This window comes from Candidatus Regiella endosymbiont of Tuberolachnus salignus (assembly GCF_964020115.1).
GTDB classification, from domain to species: Bacteria; Pseudomonadota; Gammaproteobacteria; order Enterobacterales; family Enterobacteriaceae; genus Regiella; species Regiella insecticola.
The window spans coordinates 1,687,701-1,701,861 of the sequence record NZ_OZ026542.1; the positions used below are offsets into that span (position 1 = coordinate 1,687,701).

General features: G+C 41.7%; 16 protein-coding genes. 14 read left to right on the forward strand and 2 right to left on the reverse strand.

What is annotated here, in order from left to right:
- Positions 1-28: 28 nt before the first annotated feature.
- Both mrcA and AACL30_RS08710 read right to left on the reverse strand, forming a co-directional pair.
- Positions 29-2,599 (reverse strand): peptidoglycan glycosyltransferase/peptidoglycan DD-transpeptidase MrcA, encoded by a 2,571-nt coding sequence (mrcA, locus tag AACL30_RS08705; RefSeq protein WP_339056359.1) that lies wholly within the window; start codon positions 2,597-2,599, stop codon positions 29-31.
- A gap of 45 nt (positions 2,600-2,644) precedes the next feature.
- Positions 2,645-2,794, reverse strand: coding sequence for a hypothetical protein (locus tag AACL30_RS08710; RefSeq protein ID WP_339056360.1), 150 nt, complete (start codon positions 2,792-2,794; stop codon positions 2,645-2,647).
- 55 nt (positions 2,795-2,849) lie between these two features.
- On the opposite strand from AACL30_RS08710, the gene pilM reads away from it, so the two are divergent.
- From pilM to trpS, 14 genes are all read left to right on the forward strand, one after another.
- Complete coding sequence (pilM, locus tag AACL30_RS08715) at positions 2,850-3,683, forward strand: type IV pilus biogenesis protein PilM (protein WP_339056361.1); 834 nt, start codon at positions 2,850-2,852, stop codon at positions 3,681-3,683.
- A gap of 107 nt (positions 3,684-3,790) precedes the next feature.
- Positions 3,791-4,249: a PilN domain-containing protein gene (locus AACL30_RS08720; protein ID WP_339056362.1), complete on the forward strand. Its 459-nt coding sequence runs from the start codon at positions 3,791-3,793 to the stop codon at positions 4,247-4,249.
- Positions 4,242-4,796, forward strand: coding sequence for a GspMb/PilO family protein (locus AACL30_RS08725; RefSeq protein ID WP_339056363.1), 555 nt, complete (start codon positions 4,242-4,244; stop codon positions 4,794-4,796). Before AACL30_RS08720 ends, AACL30_RS08725 begins: the two co-directional genes overlap by 8 nt.
- The gene (locus AACL30_RS08730) at positions 4,789-5,277 is read left to right on the forward strand and encodes a hypothetical protein (RefSeq protein ID WP_339056364.1); all 489 of its coding nucleotides are present in this window, start codon (positions 4,789-4,791) and stop codon (positions 5,275-5,277) included. The genes AACL30_RS08725 and AACL30_RS08730 overlap by 8 nt, the downstream gene beginning before the upstream one ends.
- A gap of 18 nt (positions 5,278-5,295) precedes the next feature.
- Positions 5,296-5,424 carry a hypothetical protein gene (locus tag AACL30_RS08735; RefSeq protein ID WP_339056365.1) on the forward strand — a complete coding sequence of 43 codons (129 nt, stop codon included), beginning with the start codon at positions 5,296-5,298 and terminating at the stop codon, positions 5,422-5,424.
- A 3-nt stretch (positions 5,425-5,427) separates the two neighbouring features.
- A complete protein-coding gene (gene hofQ, locus AACL30_RS08740) occupies positions 5,428-6,837 on the forward strand; it encodes a DNA uptake porin HofQ (RefSeq protein WP_339056366.1) in 1,410 nt (469 codons plus the stop codon).
- Between the two features lie 141 nt (positions 6,838-6,978).
- The gene (locus AACL30_RS08745; RefSeq protein WP_339056367.1) at positions 6,979-7,167 is read left to right on the forward strand and encodes a hypothetical protein; all 189 of its coding nucleotides are present in this window, start codon (positions 6,979-6,981) and stop codon (positions 7,165-7,167) included.
- 541 nt (positions 7,168-7,708) lie between these two features.
- Positions 7,709-7,873, forward strand: a complete 165-nt coding sequence (locus tag AACL30_RS08750; RefSeq protein ID WP_339056368.1) for a hypothetical protein — start codon at positions 7,709-7,711, stop codon at positions 7,871-7,873.
- Positions 7,874-8,096: 223 nt separating this feature from the next.
- The gene (gene aroK / locus AACL30_RS08755) at positions 8,097-8,621 is read left to right on the forward strand and encodes a shikimate kinase AroK (protein ID WP_039906978.1); all 525 of its coding nucleotides are present in this window, start codon (positions 8,097-8,099) and stop codon (positions 8,619-8,621) included.
- 602 nt (positions 8,622-9,223) lie between these two features.
- A complete protein-coding gene (aroB, locus tag AACL30_RS08760; protein WP_339056369.1) occupies positions 9,224-10,315 on the forward strand; it encodes a 3-dehydroquinate synthase in 1,092 nt (363 codons plus the stop codon).
- A gap of 43 nt (positions 10,316-10,358) precedes the next feature.
- A complete protein-coding gene (locus tag AACL30_RS08765; RefSeq protein ID WP_339056370.1) occupies positions 10,359-11,189 on the forward strand; it encodes an SPOR domain-containing protein in 831 nt (276 codons plus the stop codon).
- A gap of 176 nt (positions 11,190-11,365) precedes the next feature.
- Positions 11,366-12,178 (forward strand): adenine-specific DNA-methyltransferase, encoded by an 813-nt coding sequence (dam, locus tag AACL30_RS08770; protein ID WP_006704382.1) that lies wholly within the window; start codon positions 11,366-11,368, stop codon positions 12,176-12,178.
- Between the two features lie 192 nt (positions 12,179-12,370).
- The gene (rpe, locus tag AACL30_RS08775) at positions 12,371-13,051 is read left to right on the forward strand and encodes a ribulose-phosphate 3-epimerase (RefSeq protein ID WP_339056371.1); all 681 of its coding nucleotides are present in this window, start codon (positions 12,371-12,373) and stop codon (positions 13,049-13,051) included.
- Positions 13,052-13,069: 18 nt separating this feature from the next.
- Complete coding sequence (gene trpS / locus AACL30_RS08780) at positions 13,070-14,089, forward strand: tryptophan--tRNA ligase (RefSeq protein WP_339056372.1); 1,020 nt, start codon at positions 13,070-13,072, stop codon at positions 14,087-14,089.
- Positions 14,090-14,161 lie beyond the last annotated feature (72 nt).

Consider the following 14,161-nt stretch of genomic DNA (forward strand, 5'->3'; position numbering starts at 1 on the left):
CATATTATCTAATTTTTTGAGTAGGCTCTTAGAATAACTCTTCAACCTGATCATCATCCACTGCTAATTTAGTCTCCACCTTAGTTGCTACCTCACGTGCCGGATACACCGTAGGCTGTGTTCCTTCAATAAAATACTCTACACGACTCCCAGAACCGCCTTTTGATAATTTACCGGTCTGTTTATCAATCATCACACTAACAATACCTTCAGGAGGAATGGTTTTTCTCTCCGGTATACCCGCTAAAGCCACTTTCATAAAATCATTCCAAGCTCCCTGAGCGCTCTTGGCTCCTCCTTCAACACCAGAGATTTGATTTTCTATTACACCAGCAACACTACTGCGGCCTAAACTTCGGCTGTGATCGTCAAAGCCAATCCACACAGAGGTCACTATGTCTGGCCCATAGCCAGAAAACCAAGCATCCTTTGAATCATTCGTCGTCCCTGTTTTTCCACCAATATCATTACGCTTTAGATCACCTATCGCTCGCCAACCTGTTCCCATCCAGCCTGATTCTCCAAAAATATTGCTATTCAGCACATCACGCATCAAAAAAGATAACTGCCCACTGATCACTTGAGGCGCATATTTTTGCTTCTTCTCTTTTTTATTTCCTTTAGTGGCCAATAATTCTATCGGTGCTGCTCCCCGTGCAGGTAGGTGACTGATCTGATTAATTTCTAAAACCGTTCTATTTTCGTTAAAAATTACTGCCGAGGATTTAATCTTTTCCTCAATAACAGGCGGATTAAAACGCTCACCGGCTATTTTAGGTTGTGCTACAAACAACAGATTACCCGTATTATCGCTGATTTTACTGATAAAATAGGGATCAACCAAATAACCGCCATTAACTAAGACCGAGTAACCGCGCACCAGCTGTAACGGCGTGAATGAAGGCGATCCCAAAGCCAATGACTCTGTCCGAACGATATTTTGGGCTGGAAAACCAAAACGTTGCAAATAATCAGCTGCATAATCAACCCCTATAGAACGTATTATTCTAACCATAACGACGTTTTTCGATTGCCCTAAGCCCTGACGCAAACGGATAGCACCGCTATAAGTCGGGGGAGAATTTTTAGGGCGCCACTCAACACCCGCTCCAGCATCCCAACGAGAAATCGGCAAATCATTAAAAATACTGGATAATGTAAACCCTTTATCCAATATAGCCGCATACAAAAAAGGTTTAATATTCGATCCTACCTGACGTAATGACTGGGTCACACGATTAAATTTGCTATGATTAAAATCAAAACCACCGACTAATGCGCTAATCGCACCGTCATTAGGATTGATAGAAACTAACGCAGAATTGACAGCGGGCACCTGTGCTAACCACCAACTATTATTGACTTTTCTTACCCAAATCTGCTGCCCAAGATGAACCACATCATTCACCTGTTTAGGTATTTTTCCTTGAAGAGTGTCAGATTTAAAAGGACGAGCCCAACGAACCCCCTCTATTGATAAAATGACATAGTTACCATCAGAGAGTAAGACGGTAGCATTTTTTTCATTCACTTGAGTCACTACAGCCGGTAACAATGAGCCATAAACAGGCAAGGTGCCTAACCAATCCATGATTTGTTCATAACCCCACGCTACTTCCCCTGCTTTCCATAGCACACCAGATGCGCCACGATAACCGTGTCTCATATCATAAGCTAGCACATTGACTCTTAGTGCTTTAGTTGCCGCCAATTGTAATTTTTTAGTAATGGTCGTGTAGACTTGATAACCATCAGTGTAAGCATTCTCACCAAAGCGTTTTATCATTTCTTGACGTACCATTTCACTCAGATAAGGGGCTGAAAATTCAACTTGTGGGGCATGGTAGTTAGCGACTATGGGCTCATCACCTGCCTGTTTATATTGTTTTTGAGTAATGTAATTGACCTCTAACATTCTCGCTAGCACTACATTTCGACGGCTCATCGCTCGATGATAGGAATACAATGGATTAAAAATAGAAGGTGCCTTAGGTAAGCCGGCGATCATTGCCATTTCAGCCAAAGTGAGTTGACTCACTTTTTTACCAAAATAAACTTCTGCTGCGGCGCCAACACCATAAGCACGATAACCGAAATAAATTTTATTCAAATACAACTCGAGAATTTCATCTTTAGTCAAAAATCGCTCAATACGAAGCGCCAAAAATATTTCTTTAATTTTTCGAATGATACTCCGCTCTCGATTTAAGAAAAAATTCCTGGCTAATTGTTGAGTAATAGTACTAGCGCCCTGAGAAGCATACCCAGAAGATAATACAACGAAAATAGCACGCAAAATACCAATGGGATCAATACCGTGATGTTTATAAAAACGACTATCTTCGGTAGCAATAACAGCTTGGATCAACTGCGGTGGTATCTGACCTAAAGACAATGGAATACGTCGCTTTTCACCGTATTGTGCAATCAATTCACCCTCAGCACTGTACACCAGCATCGGTGTTTGTAATCGAATATCTTTCAGCACAGCAACGTCAGGTAGCTGCTGATCAATATATTTGTATAAGCAAAATATTGAAACTGCTCCCAATAAAATGCAACAAATCACAAAAATCAAAAAATATTTTACGAGCTTCACCCAAGATTTCCCATTCAATGTCATCCAGGCAGTTTATAAACACATCTACTGTAGTATAAATACAAACCTATCCATCATATACCCTTCGCCTTTCAAGTTACGGCGGCGTTGGCGGCGGGTGCTCGCCGAATCACGTAGTCTATCTACGCTCATCGGTCGGTCGCCCTGGCCGCCTTGCCGTAACTCGAAATTCATTGGGTATACATTTTTCATGCTAGCTCTTAGTAATGGAGCAGGGGTTACTACACGGATGTACTCACAACTATGGCAGGTAGGTCTAGATATTCAAATGAGTTTTATAAGGGCATTAGCTGTTACACGACGCCGTTACGGCTGGCAACTCCGTTATTGGTGGCAACAAGCTTTACCGAGCGGCATTTTACAAGCCGGCAACTTACAGCAACCAGAGGCTCTTAGCGAAAGACTCTGCCTATTACGTAAGCAATTACCTCAAAATATATCTTTACGTATCGCTCTACCCGCGCAACGCATATTACAACAAACTATTCCAGCACCCGATAAACGATTAAGAGAGCCGACACGCAATGAATTTATCCAATTAAATGCAGCTAAACAGTTTCCACTCCAGAGTCAAACCTTAGCACTGGACTATAGAGATGAGATTGAAAATAACACAGAACTATTGGTTACTGCAGCTCGTAAACAAGAGATACAATGTTGGCAGCACTGTCTACAAAACGCCGGTTTATCACCAGATGTCATAGATATTGCTCCTTGTGCGTTACGATATATGGCCGCCGCCGCAGGGTTATCAACAGAGCACATCTTAGTGCACCGTTTGGAAAGTGAATGGTTATGGGCATCACCACTTAACACGTCATTTCGTTATGGATTAATTCCACTAACCCAGGATATATTTGAGCAATTACGCCATGCTTATCCCGCAAAACGAGATCAACCCTTAAAAATTTATCACAGTAGTATTATTGACGAGCAACCCCCTGCAAACACGATAAGCTGGTCACTTTTTTCTGCATTTAAACAATTTCAACCACCGCTACCCGCATCGCCTATGGCTTTTACCTTAGCCGGCGGACTAGCAATACGAATAGCGGATTATTGATGTTTCAGGTTAATTTTTTACCTTGGCGAACTCGGCAATTAATAAGCCGTTATCACTTCTGGCTTAACTTCTTTTTTTTACAATCCGTCATAATAATAGTAGGAATAATGTTAATTTTTTTATTATGGAAGAATGAACATCTACAACACCAAATAACGCTAATACAACTGCTGCAACAACAAAAAGTATTGCAAACGATTTATCTGGCTACACAGAAAAAAGCAAAATTATTACGAAACATAAAAACACGTAATAAAAATTATCAACATATACAACAACAGACAAAAAACTACTTAATGTTGTTGCAGCGCCTATCACGCCTAATTCCTGAAAATTGTTGGCTGCTTCGATTAGAGCAACAAGGTAATCTATTTGTTTTTGATGGCATAAGTAATAATCACACTGCAATTATTACCTTTTTACAGAAACTTGCCGCTGAAGATAGTTTATTTAATATTCAATTACATAATATTAATCAAAACGAAGAAGGAAAACTGTATTTTGTAATACATGCGAAAGGGTTGTACCAAGGATACAGCTTGCAAAAGAGAAATATAAATGAATAAAAAACTTCTAAAATGGCTATCAAAACCAGCATGGCAAATATTGCTTTGGCAGTGGAGCCTATTTGGGGTGCTTGCCGGTGCTGTATATCTATTCGAACTACAACCCCTATGGCAGCAAAAAATAGTAGATCAACAAGAATTGCTCACACAAAAAAATAAAATAGAACAAACTCAACTCGCATTAGCATCATTGCCTGCCCTCTCTCTTATGCAAAGCCAAATTGATCAGCTGTTATCAGAAGAAAACACGCAGCATACCGTACAAAAAACATTAATAGAAAATGTTCAAGCACTTATCGAACCATTCGATGGAAAAATTACACGTTGGCAAAGGCAATCACCGACAACTGAAGATAATTTTCTCCATCAATGTTGGGATGTCACTCTTGATATCAATTTTCAGGGATTAATCCATTTTTTCCATCATATTTTAAAAATCACTCCCCCTATTTTGATGGACAACATTCACATGACCCGTGAAAAAAATAAATTAATTATAAAATTAATGCTAACTGAATTATTATCCGATACAAAAGCTAATGAATAAAAGATCGATACGATGCCTCCCTTTGATTTTTCTAATCTCATCAACGAGTGGAGCACAAGATAACACTTTCTACCCACAGCCCTTGAAGTTGCCGCTAGGCGGCCAGGGAAACCGACCGATGAGCGTAGACAACTACGTGATTCGGCAAACACTTGCAGCCAACAACGCGGCGGCTTCAAAGGCGAAGGGTATCTATATCAAGGATCCTTTTCAACCCGAGCCTTTAACCCCCTGTAATCAACATATTGAGTATCTAAAAAAATGGCAATTACATGGGATTGTAGGCCAACAAGGCAATCATCATGGTTGGGTACTTAGCCCCGAAGGCCGGTGGTATAAATTAGTGGTTGGCAAACAGCTACTCAAGGATTGGCGTGTAAGCAACATCGATACGCGAGGGATAGATATACATTATGACCGCTCGAAAACAACATGCTTAATGACGCTAGAGCTTGTTCCAAATCTTCTTGAGCGACGCTAAGAGCCCTTGCTATACCCAATGAATTTCGAGTTACGGCAAGGCGGCCAGGGCGACCGACCGATGAGCGTAGATAGACTACGTGATTCGGCGAGCGCCCGCAGCCAACGCCGCCGTAACTTGAAAGGCGAAGGGTATAAAAGGAATTAATCGATGATGATAAGGGACTACATCAATATGTTACGATACTGTCACCAACGCCTTGATATCATGGCGTGCAAAGTACAAATCACTCAATATAAAAAAATAAATAAAAACTATCAGCCACATTTCATAGCTACCTTTCTACCGAAAGAAAATTGTACAAAAAATCTAATCTATTTTTTTTTCGGATTACTTTTATTAGTCACCAATAACGTAATCTGCCTCGCGGAGCAAAAAAATAATCTCATTAATATGGAATTTCAAGACACCCCAGTATCTGTGGTACTACAGGCTCTGGCGGATTATAAGCAACTGAATCTGATCACAACCACAGAAGTCAAAGGTAATCTAAACCTTAGATTAATCGAGGTTCCTTGGACACAGGCATTAACCATTATTGTACGAATGGCTAAATTAAAGGTTGAACATGAAGGGAATGTGATGATGGTATTTTCTGAGCGAGAAATCACAGACAAAGAGCAACAAAGTGCAAAAATACGCGATGAACAAAAACCAAAATTAGAAAATCTAATATTGACACTACAGCATGCTAATGCAGAAGAACTCGCAGAAAATCTAAGCACCAGCCATGGTTCGTTAATTTCTGATAAAGGCAGTATAATAGCCGATAAACGAACCAATAGTTTGTTAATTCGTGATATCCCAGAGTCGCTGAAAACATTAAAAACCTGGTTAAAAGAAATGGATTTTCCCTTACAGCAAGTGCATCTGGCCGCTCACATCGTAACGATAAGCAGCCAAGATTTACATGAGTTAGGCGTACGCTGGGGATTTAAAAACGAAGAGGGAATGAGCCCTCTTCGATTAAATAATTTTAACGTTAATATACCGTTACAAAATCCCGCACTGGTAGCCGGTTTTCAAGTTGCGCGGATTAATAGCCGTTTACTGGATCTTGAACTCAGCGCGCTTGAACAGGAAAAACAAGTAGATATCATCGCTAGCCCACGTTTAATCACTTCTCACCAACAAACAGCGAGTATTAAACAAGGTACTGATATCCCCTATCCTGTAGCAAGCGGCACAAAAGGGGCGACTACTGTCGAATTTAAAGAAGCAGTATTAGGGATGGAAGTGACGCCCAAAATATTACGTAACGGCCTCATTACGCTTAAACTAAAAATCAGTCAAAATATGCCTGGGATGGCAATGAAACGGGGTGAAGAAGAAACCTTCGCTATCGATAAACAAGAGATCAAAACACAAATTACAGTAAAACAGGGTGAAACCATTATTCTTGGTGGTATCTTTCAACAAAAAAATAATCAAAGAGCCTATAAAGTACCAGGATTAGCTAATATTCCTCTATTGGGGCGATTTTTTAAACAAGATACTAACCAAAAAGATCGGCGAGAACTCGTTATTTTTATCACACCAAAACTCATCTATACCCAATAGATCTCTTTGGAAACCGTAGTTCGTTATGCGGAGTCAAGGCGCCCGGCGCACAGCAACCTTCGTTAACATGAAGTACATGAGGATTGCGCGCACCGGGCAACGCAGGATTCGCGTCACGCAATAGGTTTCCGAAGAAGTCTAATGAATTTCGAGTTACGGCTAGGTGGCCAGGGCGACCGACCGATGAGCGTAGATATACTACGTGATTCGGCGAACACTCGCAGCCAACAACACGGCAGCTTCAAGGGCGAAGGGTATACCATGAAGGCGAGCACCCGCAGCCAACGCCACCGTCACTTGAAAGGCGAAGGGGATATTCTTAAAAAATAGGGTTTTGGCATCTATTTGCAACTTTTTACGGTTTTAAGGCTGCTAAATTTGACGCTGCCACTGATTTAGCTTACAAGTGTTACCAAATTGAGATGTAGAGCTGAATCAGTTTAATTTGATTCAAGGCGGAGGAGCGCAGACAGTACAAATAGTACGGCAAGCGACGACAACACTTAAATCAAACTAAACTGATTTGGCTATATACCCGTCTCCTTTGAAGCTGCCGCTAGGCAGCCAGAGCGTGAGACTGATGAGCGTAGATAGACTACCTGATGAAGGCGAACTCCCGCAGCCAACAACGCCGCCGTCACTTCAAAGGCAAAGGGTATATAAATCACAATTGATATGACAATCTTCAAATTTAAAGGCTGAAGATAAAAAATGAGGTAAACTCTAAGAGCCTATTCGAAATCTTCTTTAACGAAGAAAAGATAAGCGAACGCGCAGTTGCCTTTTATATTTGAATGAAGAGTGTAAATGAGCATTTTAAGTTTGTTTTGACAAAAGACTGCTTGCAAAGCCGTAGCGAGGGGTATACCCAATGAATTTCGAGTTACGGCAAGGCGGCAAGGGCGACCGACCGATGAGCGTAGACATACTACGTGATTCGGCGAGCACCCGCAGACAACAAAGCCGTAACTTGAAAGGCGAAGGGTATATCAGCGAGTACAAGAGATTTCCAATAGGCTCTGAATGGAAAACTTAGCTAGGATTTCCTTACCAAAGACACTAGACTGACTTTTAATAAAAATCCTTAACCTTAAGGGCAGTAAGCAACATTAGGATATGAAAAATAAGGACAACAAATAGCGTATACAAAATTCACAAAACGTAATCAATTTAGAAACAGATCTAGTCTTAGATCCCGCCGCTAATGCAATTGGCGGGGCGGGTTGTCATCAACGAACAATATTAATAATACCAAAAACATGGCAGAGAAACGCAATATCTTTCTGGTTGGACCTATGGGTGCTGGCAAAAGCACTATCGGTCGTCAGTTGGCCCAGCAACTCAATATGGAATTTTTCGACTCCGACCAACAAATTGAGCAACGCACTGGGGCTGACGTGGCCTGGGTGTTCGACGTAGAAGGCGAAGATGGCTTCCGTGATCGTGAGGAAAAAATCATTAATGAACTGACAGAAAAACAAGGCATTGTTTTAGCGACCGGTGGTGGATCTGTAAAATCGAGAGAAACCTGTAACCGCTTGTCCGCACGGGGAGTGGTCGTGTATTTGGAAACTACTATCGAAAAACAGTTAGCTCGCACACAACGTGACAAAAAACGTCCTCTATTACAGCAAGCTGATGAGTCTGCCCGCCATATACTTGAAACACTAGCAGCAGAACGTGAACCGCTGTACCAAAAAATTGCCGATGTGACCATTCGTACTGACGATCAAAGTGCAAAATTAGTGGCCAGCCAGATCATTAATTTGTTAGAAAAAATCTGATTTTAGCATTGATCCAACCACCCTATTCCCCGCTTTCTCCGAGCCTGTTCCAAATCTTCTTGAGCGACGCTCAGACAAACCAAAAGATTTAGAACAGGCTCGAAGAACGGAACGTACAACATCTAATACTGCGCTCCAAAATAACCAGCGCTGCAATTTGCGAATACAAAGCGGATAAAAATCAAGCTATTTTTGGCAAAGTATATACCCTTCGTCTTTTAAGTTGCCTTCGGCTGCCAGGGGGTGAGACCGATGAGCGTAGATATACTACGTGATTCGGCGAGCACCCGCAGCCAACAACGCGGCGGCTTCAAAAGCGAAGGGTATAGTACGGCAAGCGACGACAACACTTAAATCAAATTAAACTGATTTGGCCATATCAACGATACCCGAAAGGATTTAACATAGATGATCAATGTACCTGGATTAAATTAGCAGCAAGGTTATTTTGACATCCTCCCCGCCTCCTACCACGTTCAGACCGAAACCTGATTCGCTTCAGTGTTTTCCTGTTTCATCGAGTGGCCTAGCTGTGCCTACTCTCCACAGGCTTACCCCGCCCTACAGACCGAGGTTTTACGGCATATAGGATAAAAATAAATATGGCTAAAATTATTGTTAAAACGGAAAGATATAGCTATCCGATTACCATAGATACTGGATTGATTCATAATCTAGCTTCTTTTTTACCATTAAAGGCCAATGACCAAGTCATGCTGGTGACAAACCAAACACTAGCACCTCTCTACCTTAAATCACTCCTAATAACATTGGAAGGCAACGGAATTAAAGTTGATCACGTCGTTTTACCTGATGGTGAACAATATAAATCGCTAACTGGACTTGAACAGATATTTGCCGCACTGTCAGAAAAATTTCATGGACGTGATACCACGCTTATTGCCCTAGGAGGGGGGGTAATAGGCGACTTAACCGGTTTTGCGGCAGCCTGTTATCAGCGGGGTGTCCGCTTCATTCAAGTGCCTACCACGCTGTTGGCGCAGGTCGATGCGGCTATCGGCGGCAAAACAGCGATCAATCATGCTATGAGTAAAAATATGATAGGGGCATTCCATCAACCTATCTCTGTTGTCATTGACCTTGATTTTTTGCAAACCCTACCAAAATCTGAGTTTATCTCTGGCTTAGCAGAAGTGATCAAATACGCTATTGCGCTCGATTCTGATTTTTTTGTTTGGCTAGAAAATAATATTGAGGATTTATTGGCACGAGACACGACAGCATTACGCTACTGCATCCGCCGTTGCTGTGAACTAAAAGCAGGTATTGTTGCTATCGATGAACGTGAAGAAAATGGGCAGCGTGCATTGCTCAATCTAGGTCATACTTACGGCCATGCTATTGAAGTTGCGATGGGGTATGGCACATGGTTACATGGTCAAGCCGTCGCAGCGGGGATGGTAATGGCGGCAGAAACAGCTAAACTTCTTGGACAATTTGCTACCGCAGATATTGAACGTATTAAAGTATTATTACTGCGTGCAGGTCTTCCAACCCACGGCCCTGATACAATGACTGCGGAGTGCTATTTGCCTTATATGCAACGGGATAAAAAAGTGTTAGCAGGCGAGCTTCGGCTAATACTACCTACTGGCATTGGTCAATCAGAAATCCGTAGTGGAATACCCAGCCATATCGTGATCAAGGCAATTAAACATAGTCAAATCAGCTAATTTTCTGTTTTAAAAAGCTTTATCTTAAATTGGAGGGAATTTAATGGACGATTTGAAACCGATAGACGGTCTAAAACCAGACAGTAATGATCATCGCCCAACACCTTTGCGCACTAAATCTTTAAACGGATCACGATTTGCTGTTTCACATCAGCGTATTATGATTGGCATGGGTATTTTAGTATTGCTGCTGATTATCATCGCTATTCTTTCTGCTTTTGAAGCACCCCCACCGCATAAAATTAAACAAAGACATGAAGATATAGTAACAAAAGAGGTTAATCTGTCTGACAACCTTTCAGTGACACCTCACACCCCTGTGCTGCTAAATGTTGAAGAAAGTGAAAATAACAGGCCGCTACAAGAGGAAAAAATACCGCAGACGTTTGCAGCATCTAATGAAGCGCTGCCGCAAACGCCCCTCCCCTCACCGCCTAAAGACACTCACTCGCCAGCGACCACAGTTACACCGCAAACACTGCCTAAATCAAGCAATAATAGCGATACTAATGATGCTAAAGTGATCATTAACAATAAAAATACTAAAACAGCAACAAAGGCTAGCAGTACTAAACTTGAATCGATCCAAGCCAATGACGCTTTAAGGCTAGCGCCAGGACATCACTTTACCTTACAATTAAGCAGCGCATCACAGCCAGAAACATTAAATACTTATGCTAAACAGCAAAAATTAACTCACTATCAAATATATGAAACTAAACGTAATACTCAGCCTTGGTATATCTTAGTCAGCGGTAACTATGCGACCTTAACTGAAGCTAAAAGTGCGCTTGCTCAATTACCTGACGCTATTAAAATAAAAAATCCCTGGATCAAACCTATACATCAATTACAGCAAGATTTAAAAAATTGAGGCGAGTTTGCTAACGCGGGCAACGCCCGCTATACCCTTCGCCTTTGAAGCCGCCGCGCTGTTGGCGGCTGGTGCTCGCCGAATCTCGTAATCGGTCTCACACCCTGGCACCCGAAGGCAACTTCAAAGGCGAAGGGTATGATCACTCAGAAAAAAATCGGTGATAACTTCGTAAAATGAAAAAAAAGCGTGCTTTTTTAAAATGGGCAGGTGGAAAATATCAGCTAGTTGATGATGTACGACAACATTTACCGGCAGGAGAATGTTTAATTGAACCCTTTGTCGGTGCCGGCTCAGTATTTTTAAATACAGAGTACAAATCTTACGTTTTGGCCGATATCAACAGTGATCTGATTAATCTTTACAATACGGTGAAATTACGTACAAATGATTTTGTGCGTGATGCCCGTGCACTTTTTCATGATGAATATAATTGCGCTGAACAGTTTTATACGCTTCGTCAAGAATTTAATACCAGTAAAGATGTTTATCGCCGAACACTTCTGTTTCTTTACCTGAATCGCCATGGTTACAATGGTCTGTGTCGCTATAACCTAAAAGGTGAGTTCAATGTGCCCTTCGGTCGTTACAAAAAACCTTATTTTCCTGAAGCGGAGTTGTACTGGTTTGCAGAAAAAGCACAATGTGCCACCTTTGTTTGTGAACACTATCAGCAAACACTGCTAAAAGCACAGCGTGGTGCGGTTATATATTGCGATCCCCCTTATGCTCCATTATCAGTAACAGCCAATTTCACCTCTTACCACAGCAAGAGTTTTACTACCGCAGATCAAAAAAATCTGGCACACCTTGCTTACCAGCTTTTCAACCAAAACAAGATCCCAGTGCTTATTTCTAACCATGATACCGAACTCACACGCGCTTGGTATTATCAAGCGACACTACACCAGGTTAAAGCCAGCCGGACTATTAGCAGCAATATTCTTGGGCGCCATAAAGTCAATGAACTTTTAGCACTCTACAGTTAAATAGCTTTTCCTCTATATAATAGCCGAATCAGTTTAATTTGATTCAAGGCGGAGGAACGCAGACAGTACAGATAGTACGGCAAGCGACGACAACACTTAAATCAAATTAAACTGATTTGGCTATACCCTTCGTCTTTGAAGTTGCCGCTAGGCGAAGGGTATATGATCACCGCAAAATTTTGGAGCAACATAATGACGCCATTTTTAATTGCCCCCTCCATTTTAGCCGCAAATTTTGCACGTTTAGGTGAAGAGACGGCCACAGTGCTGGCCGCCGGAGCCGATGTTATTCATTTTGATGTGATGGACAACCATTACGTTCCCAATTTAACGTTTGGTTCAATGGTTTGTCAGTCTCTGCGAAATTATGGCATTACAGCACCCATTGATGTGCATTTAATGGTTAAACCGGTTGATGATCTGATCGCCGCTTTTATTAAAGCAGGAGCGAGCTCTATTTCTTTTCATCCAGAAGCTAGCGAACATATCGATCGCTCCCTGCAACTGATTAAAGACGGGGGTTGTAAAGCGGGCTTAGCCTTTAATCCCGCGACGCCATTGCATTATCTAGATTATGTGATGGATAAACTGGATGTGATCTTACTGATGTCAGTTAATCCGGGGTTTGGTGGCCAGTCTTTTATCCCGGCAACGCTTAATAAATTGCGCCAGGCTCGCGAGCTAATAGATAAAAGGGGTTATGCTGAAATTCGGTTAGCCGTAGACGGCGGTATTAACACAGAAAACATCCATACAGTAGCAACAGCAGGGGCAGATATGTTTATTGCAGGCTCTGCTATTTTTGCTCAGTCAGATTATAAAGCCGTGATTCAAACGATGCGCTGTGAATTAGCCAAGGTCGCTAATAATTAAAAAATTTAGGGAACAAAAATGAGTGAAATGAAAGAAAAAAAAATTGTATTTAGTGGTGCTCAACCCTCAGGCTCACTGACCATTGGCAACTATATCGGCGCCTTGCGTCAATGGAAAACGATGCAAAATGATTATGATTGTTTTTATTGTATTGTTGATTTGCATGCGATTACGGTGCGCCAAGATGCCAATAAGTTGAGAGAAAACACCTTAGATACCCTGGCGCTGTATTTGGCTTGTGGGATTGATCCGCAAAAAAGCACGATTTTTGTGCAATCACATGTCCCAGAGCATACACAATTAAACTGGATACTAAACTGCTATACCTATTTTGGTGAACTGAGTCGAATGACGCAATTTAAAGACAAATCAGCCCGTCATAATGAAAACATTAACGCCGGATTATTCAGTTATCCGGCGTTAATGGCAGCAGATATTTTACTCTATCAAACCGATCAGGTTCCGGTCGGTAAAGATCAAAAGCAGCATCTAGAATTAAGCCGGGATATCGCTCAACGCTTTAATACTTTGTATGGCAATATTTTTACTGTTCCGCAGCCCTGGTTCCCTAAGGATGGTGGAGCATGTGTCATGTCACTACAGGATCCAGCCAAAAAAATGTCTAAGTCAGACGAGGATCCTAAGAGTAGGATTGGGCTATTAGAAGATGCAAAATCAGTGACAAAAAAAATTATGGGAGCAATAACCGATTCCGATAATCCTGCCCAAATCCACTACGATAGAGTAAAAAAACCAGGCGTTGCTAACTTGCTGACTATTTTATCGACAATAAGCGATAAATCCATTGATCAATTGGTCGCAGAATTTACCAAAAAAAATTATGGTGAGCTGAAAAAGAGCTTGGCAGAAGAGCTTTGTTCCAAGTTAGGCGATTTACAACAGCGTTATAAAAGCTACCGTAGTGATGAGGCTGAGCTGCAAAAAATAATGCGCACAGGCGCTGCCAAAGCACAAATTCGGGCACAAGAAACCCTCAAAAAAGTGTACAGCGCGATTGGTTTTGTTAATCCAACCTAAGCAATATGAGACATTTTGAGCGCGTTTTTGACAAAAGATCTCTTTCGAAACCCTAGTTCGTTATACGAAACC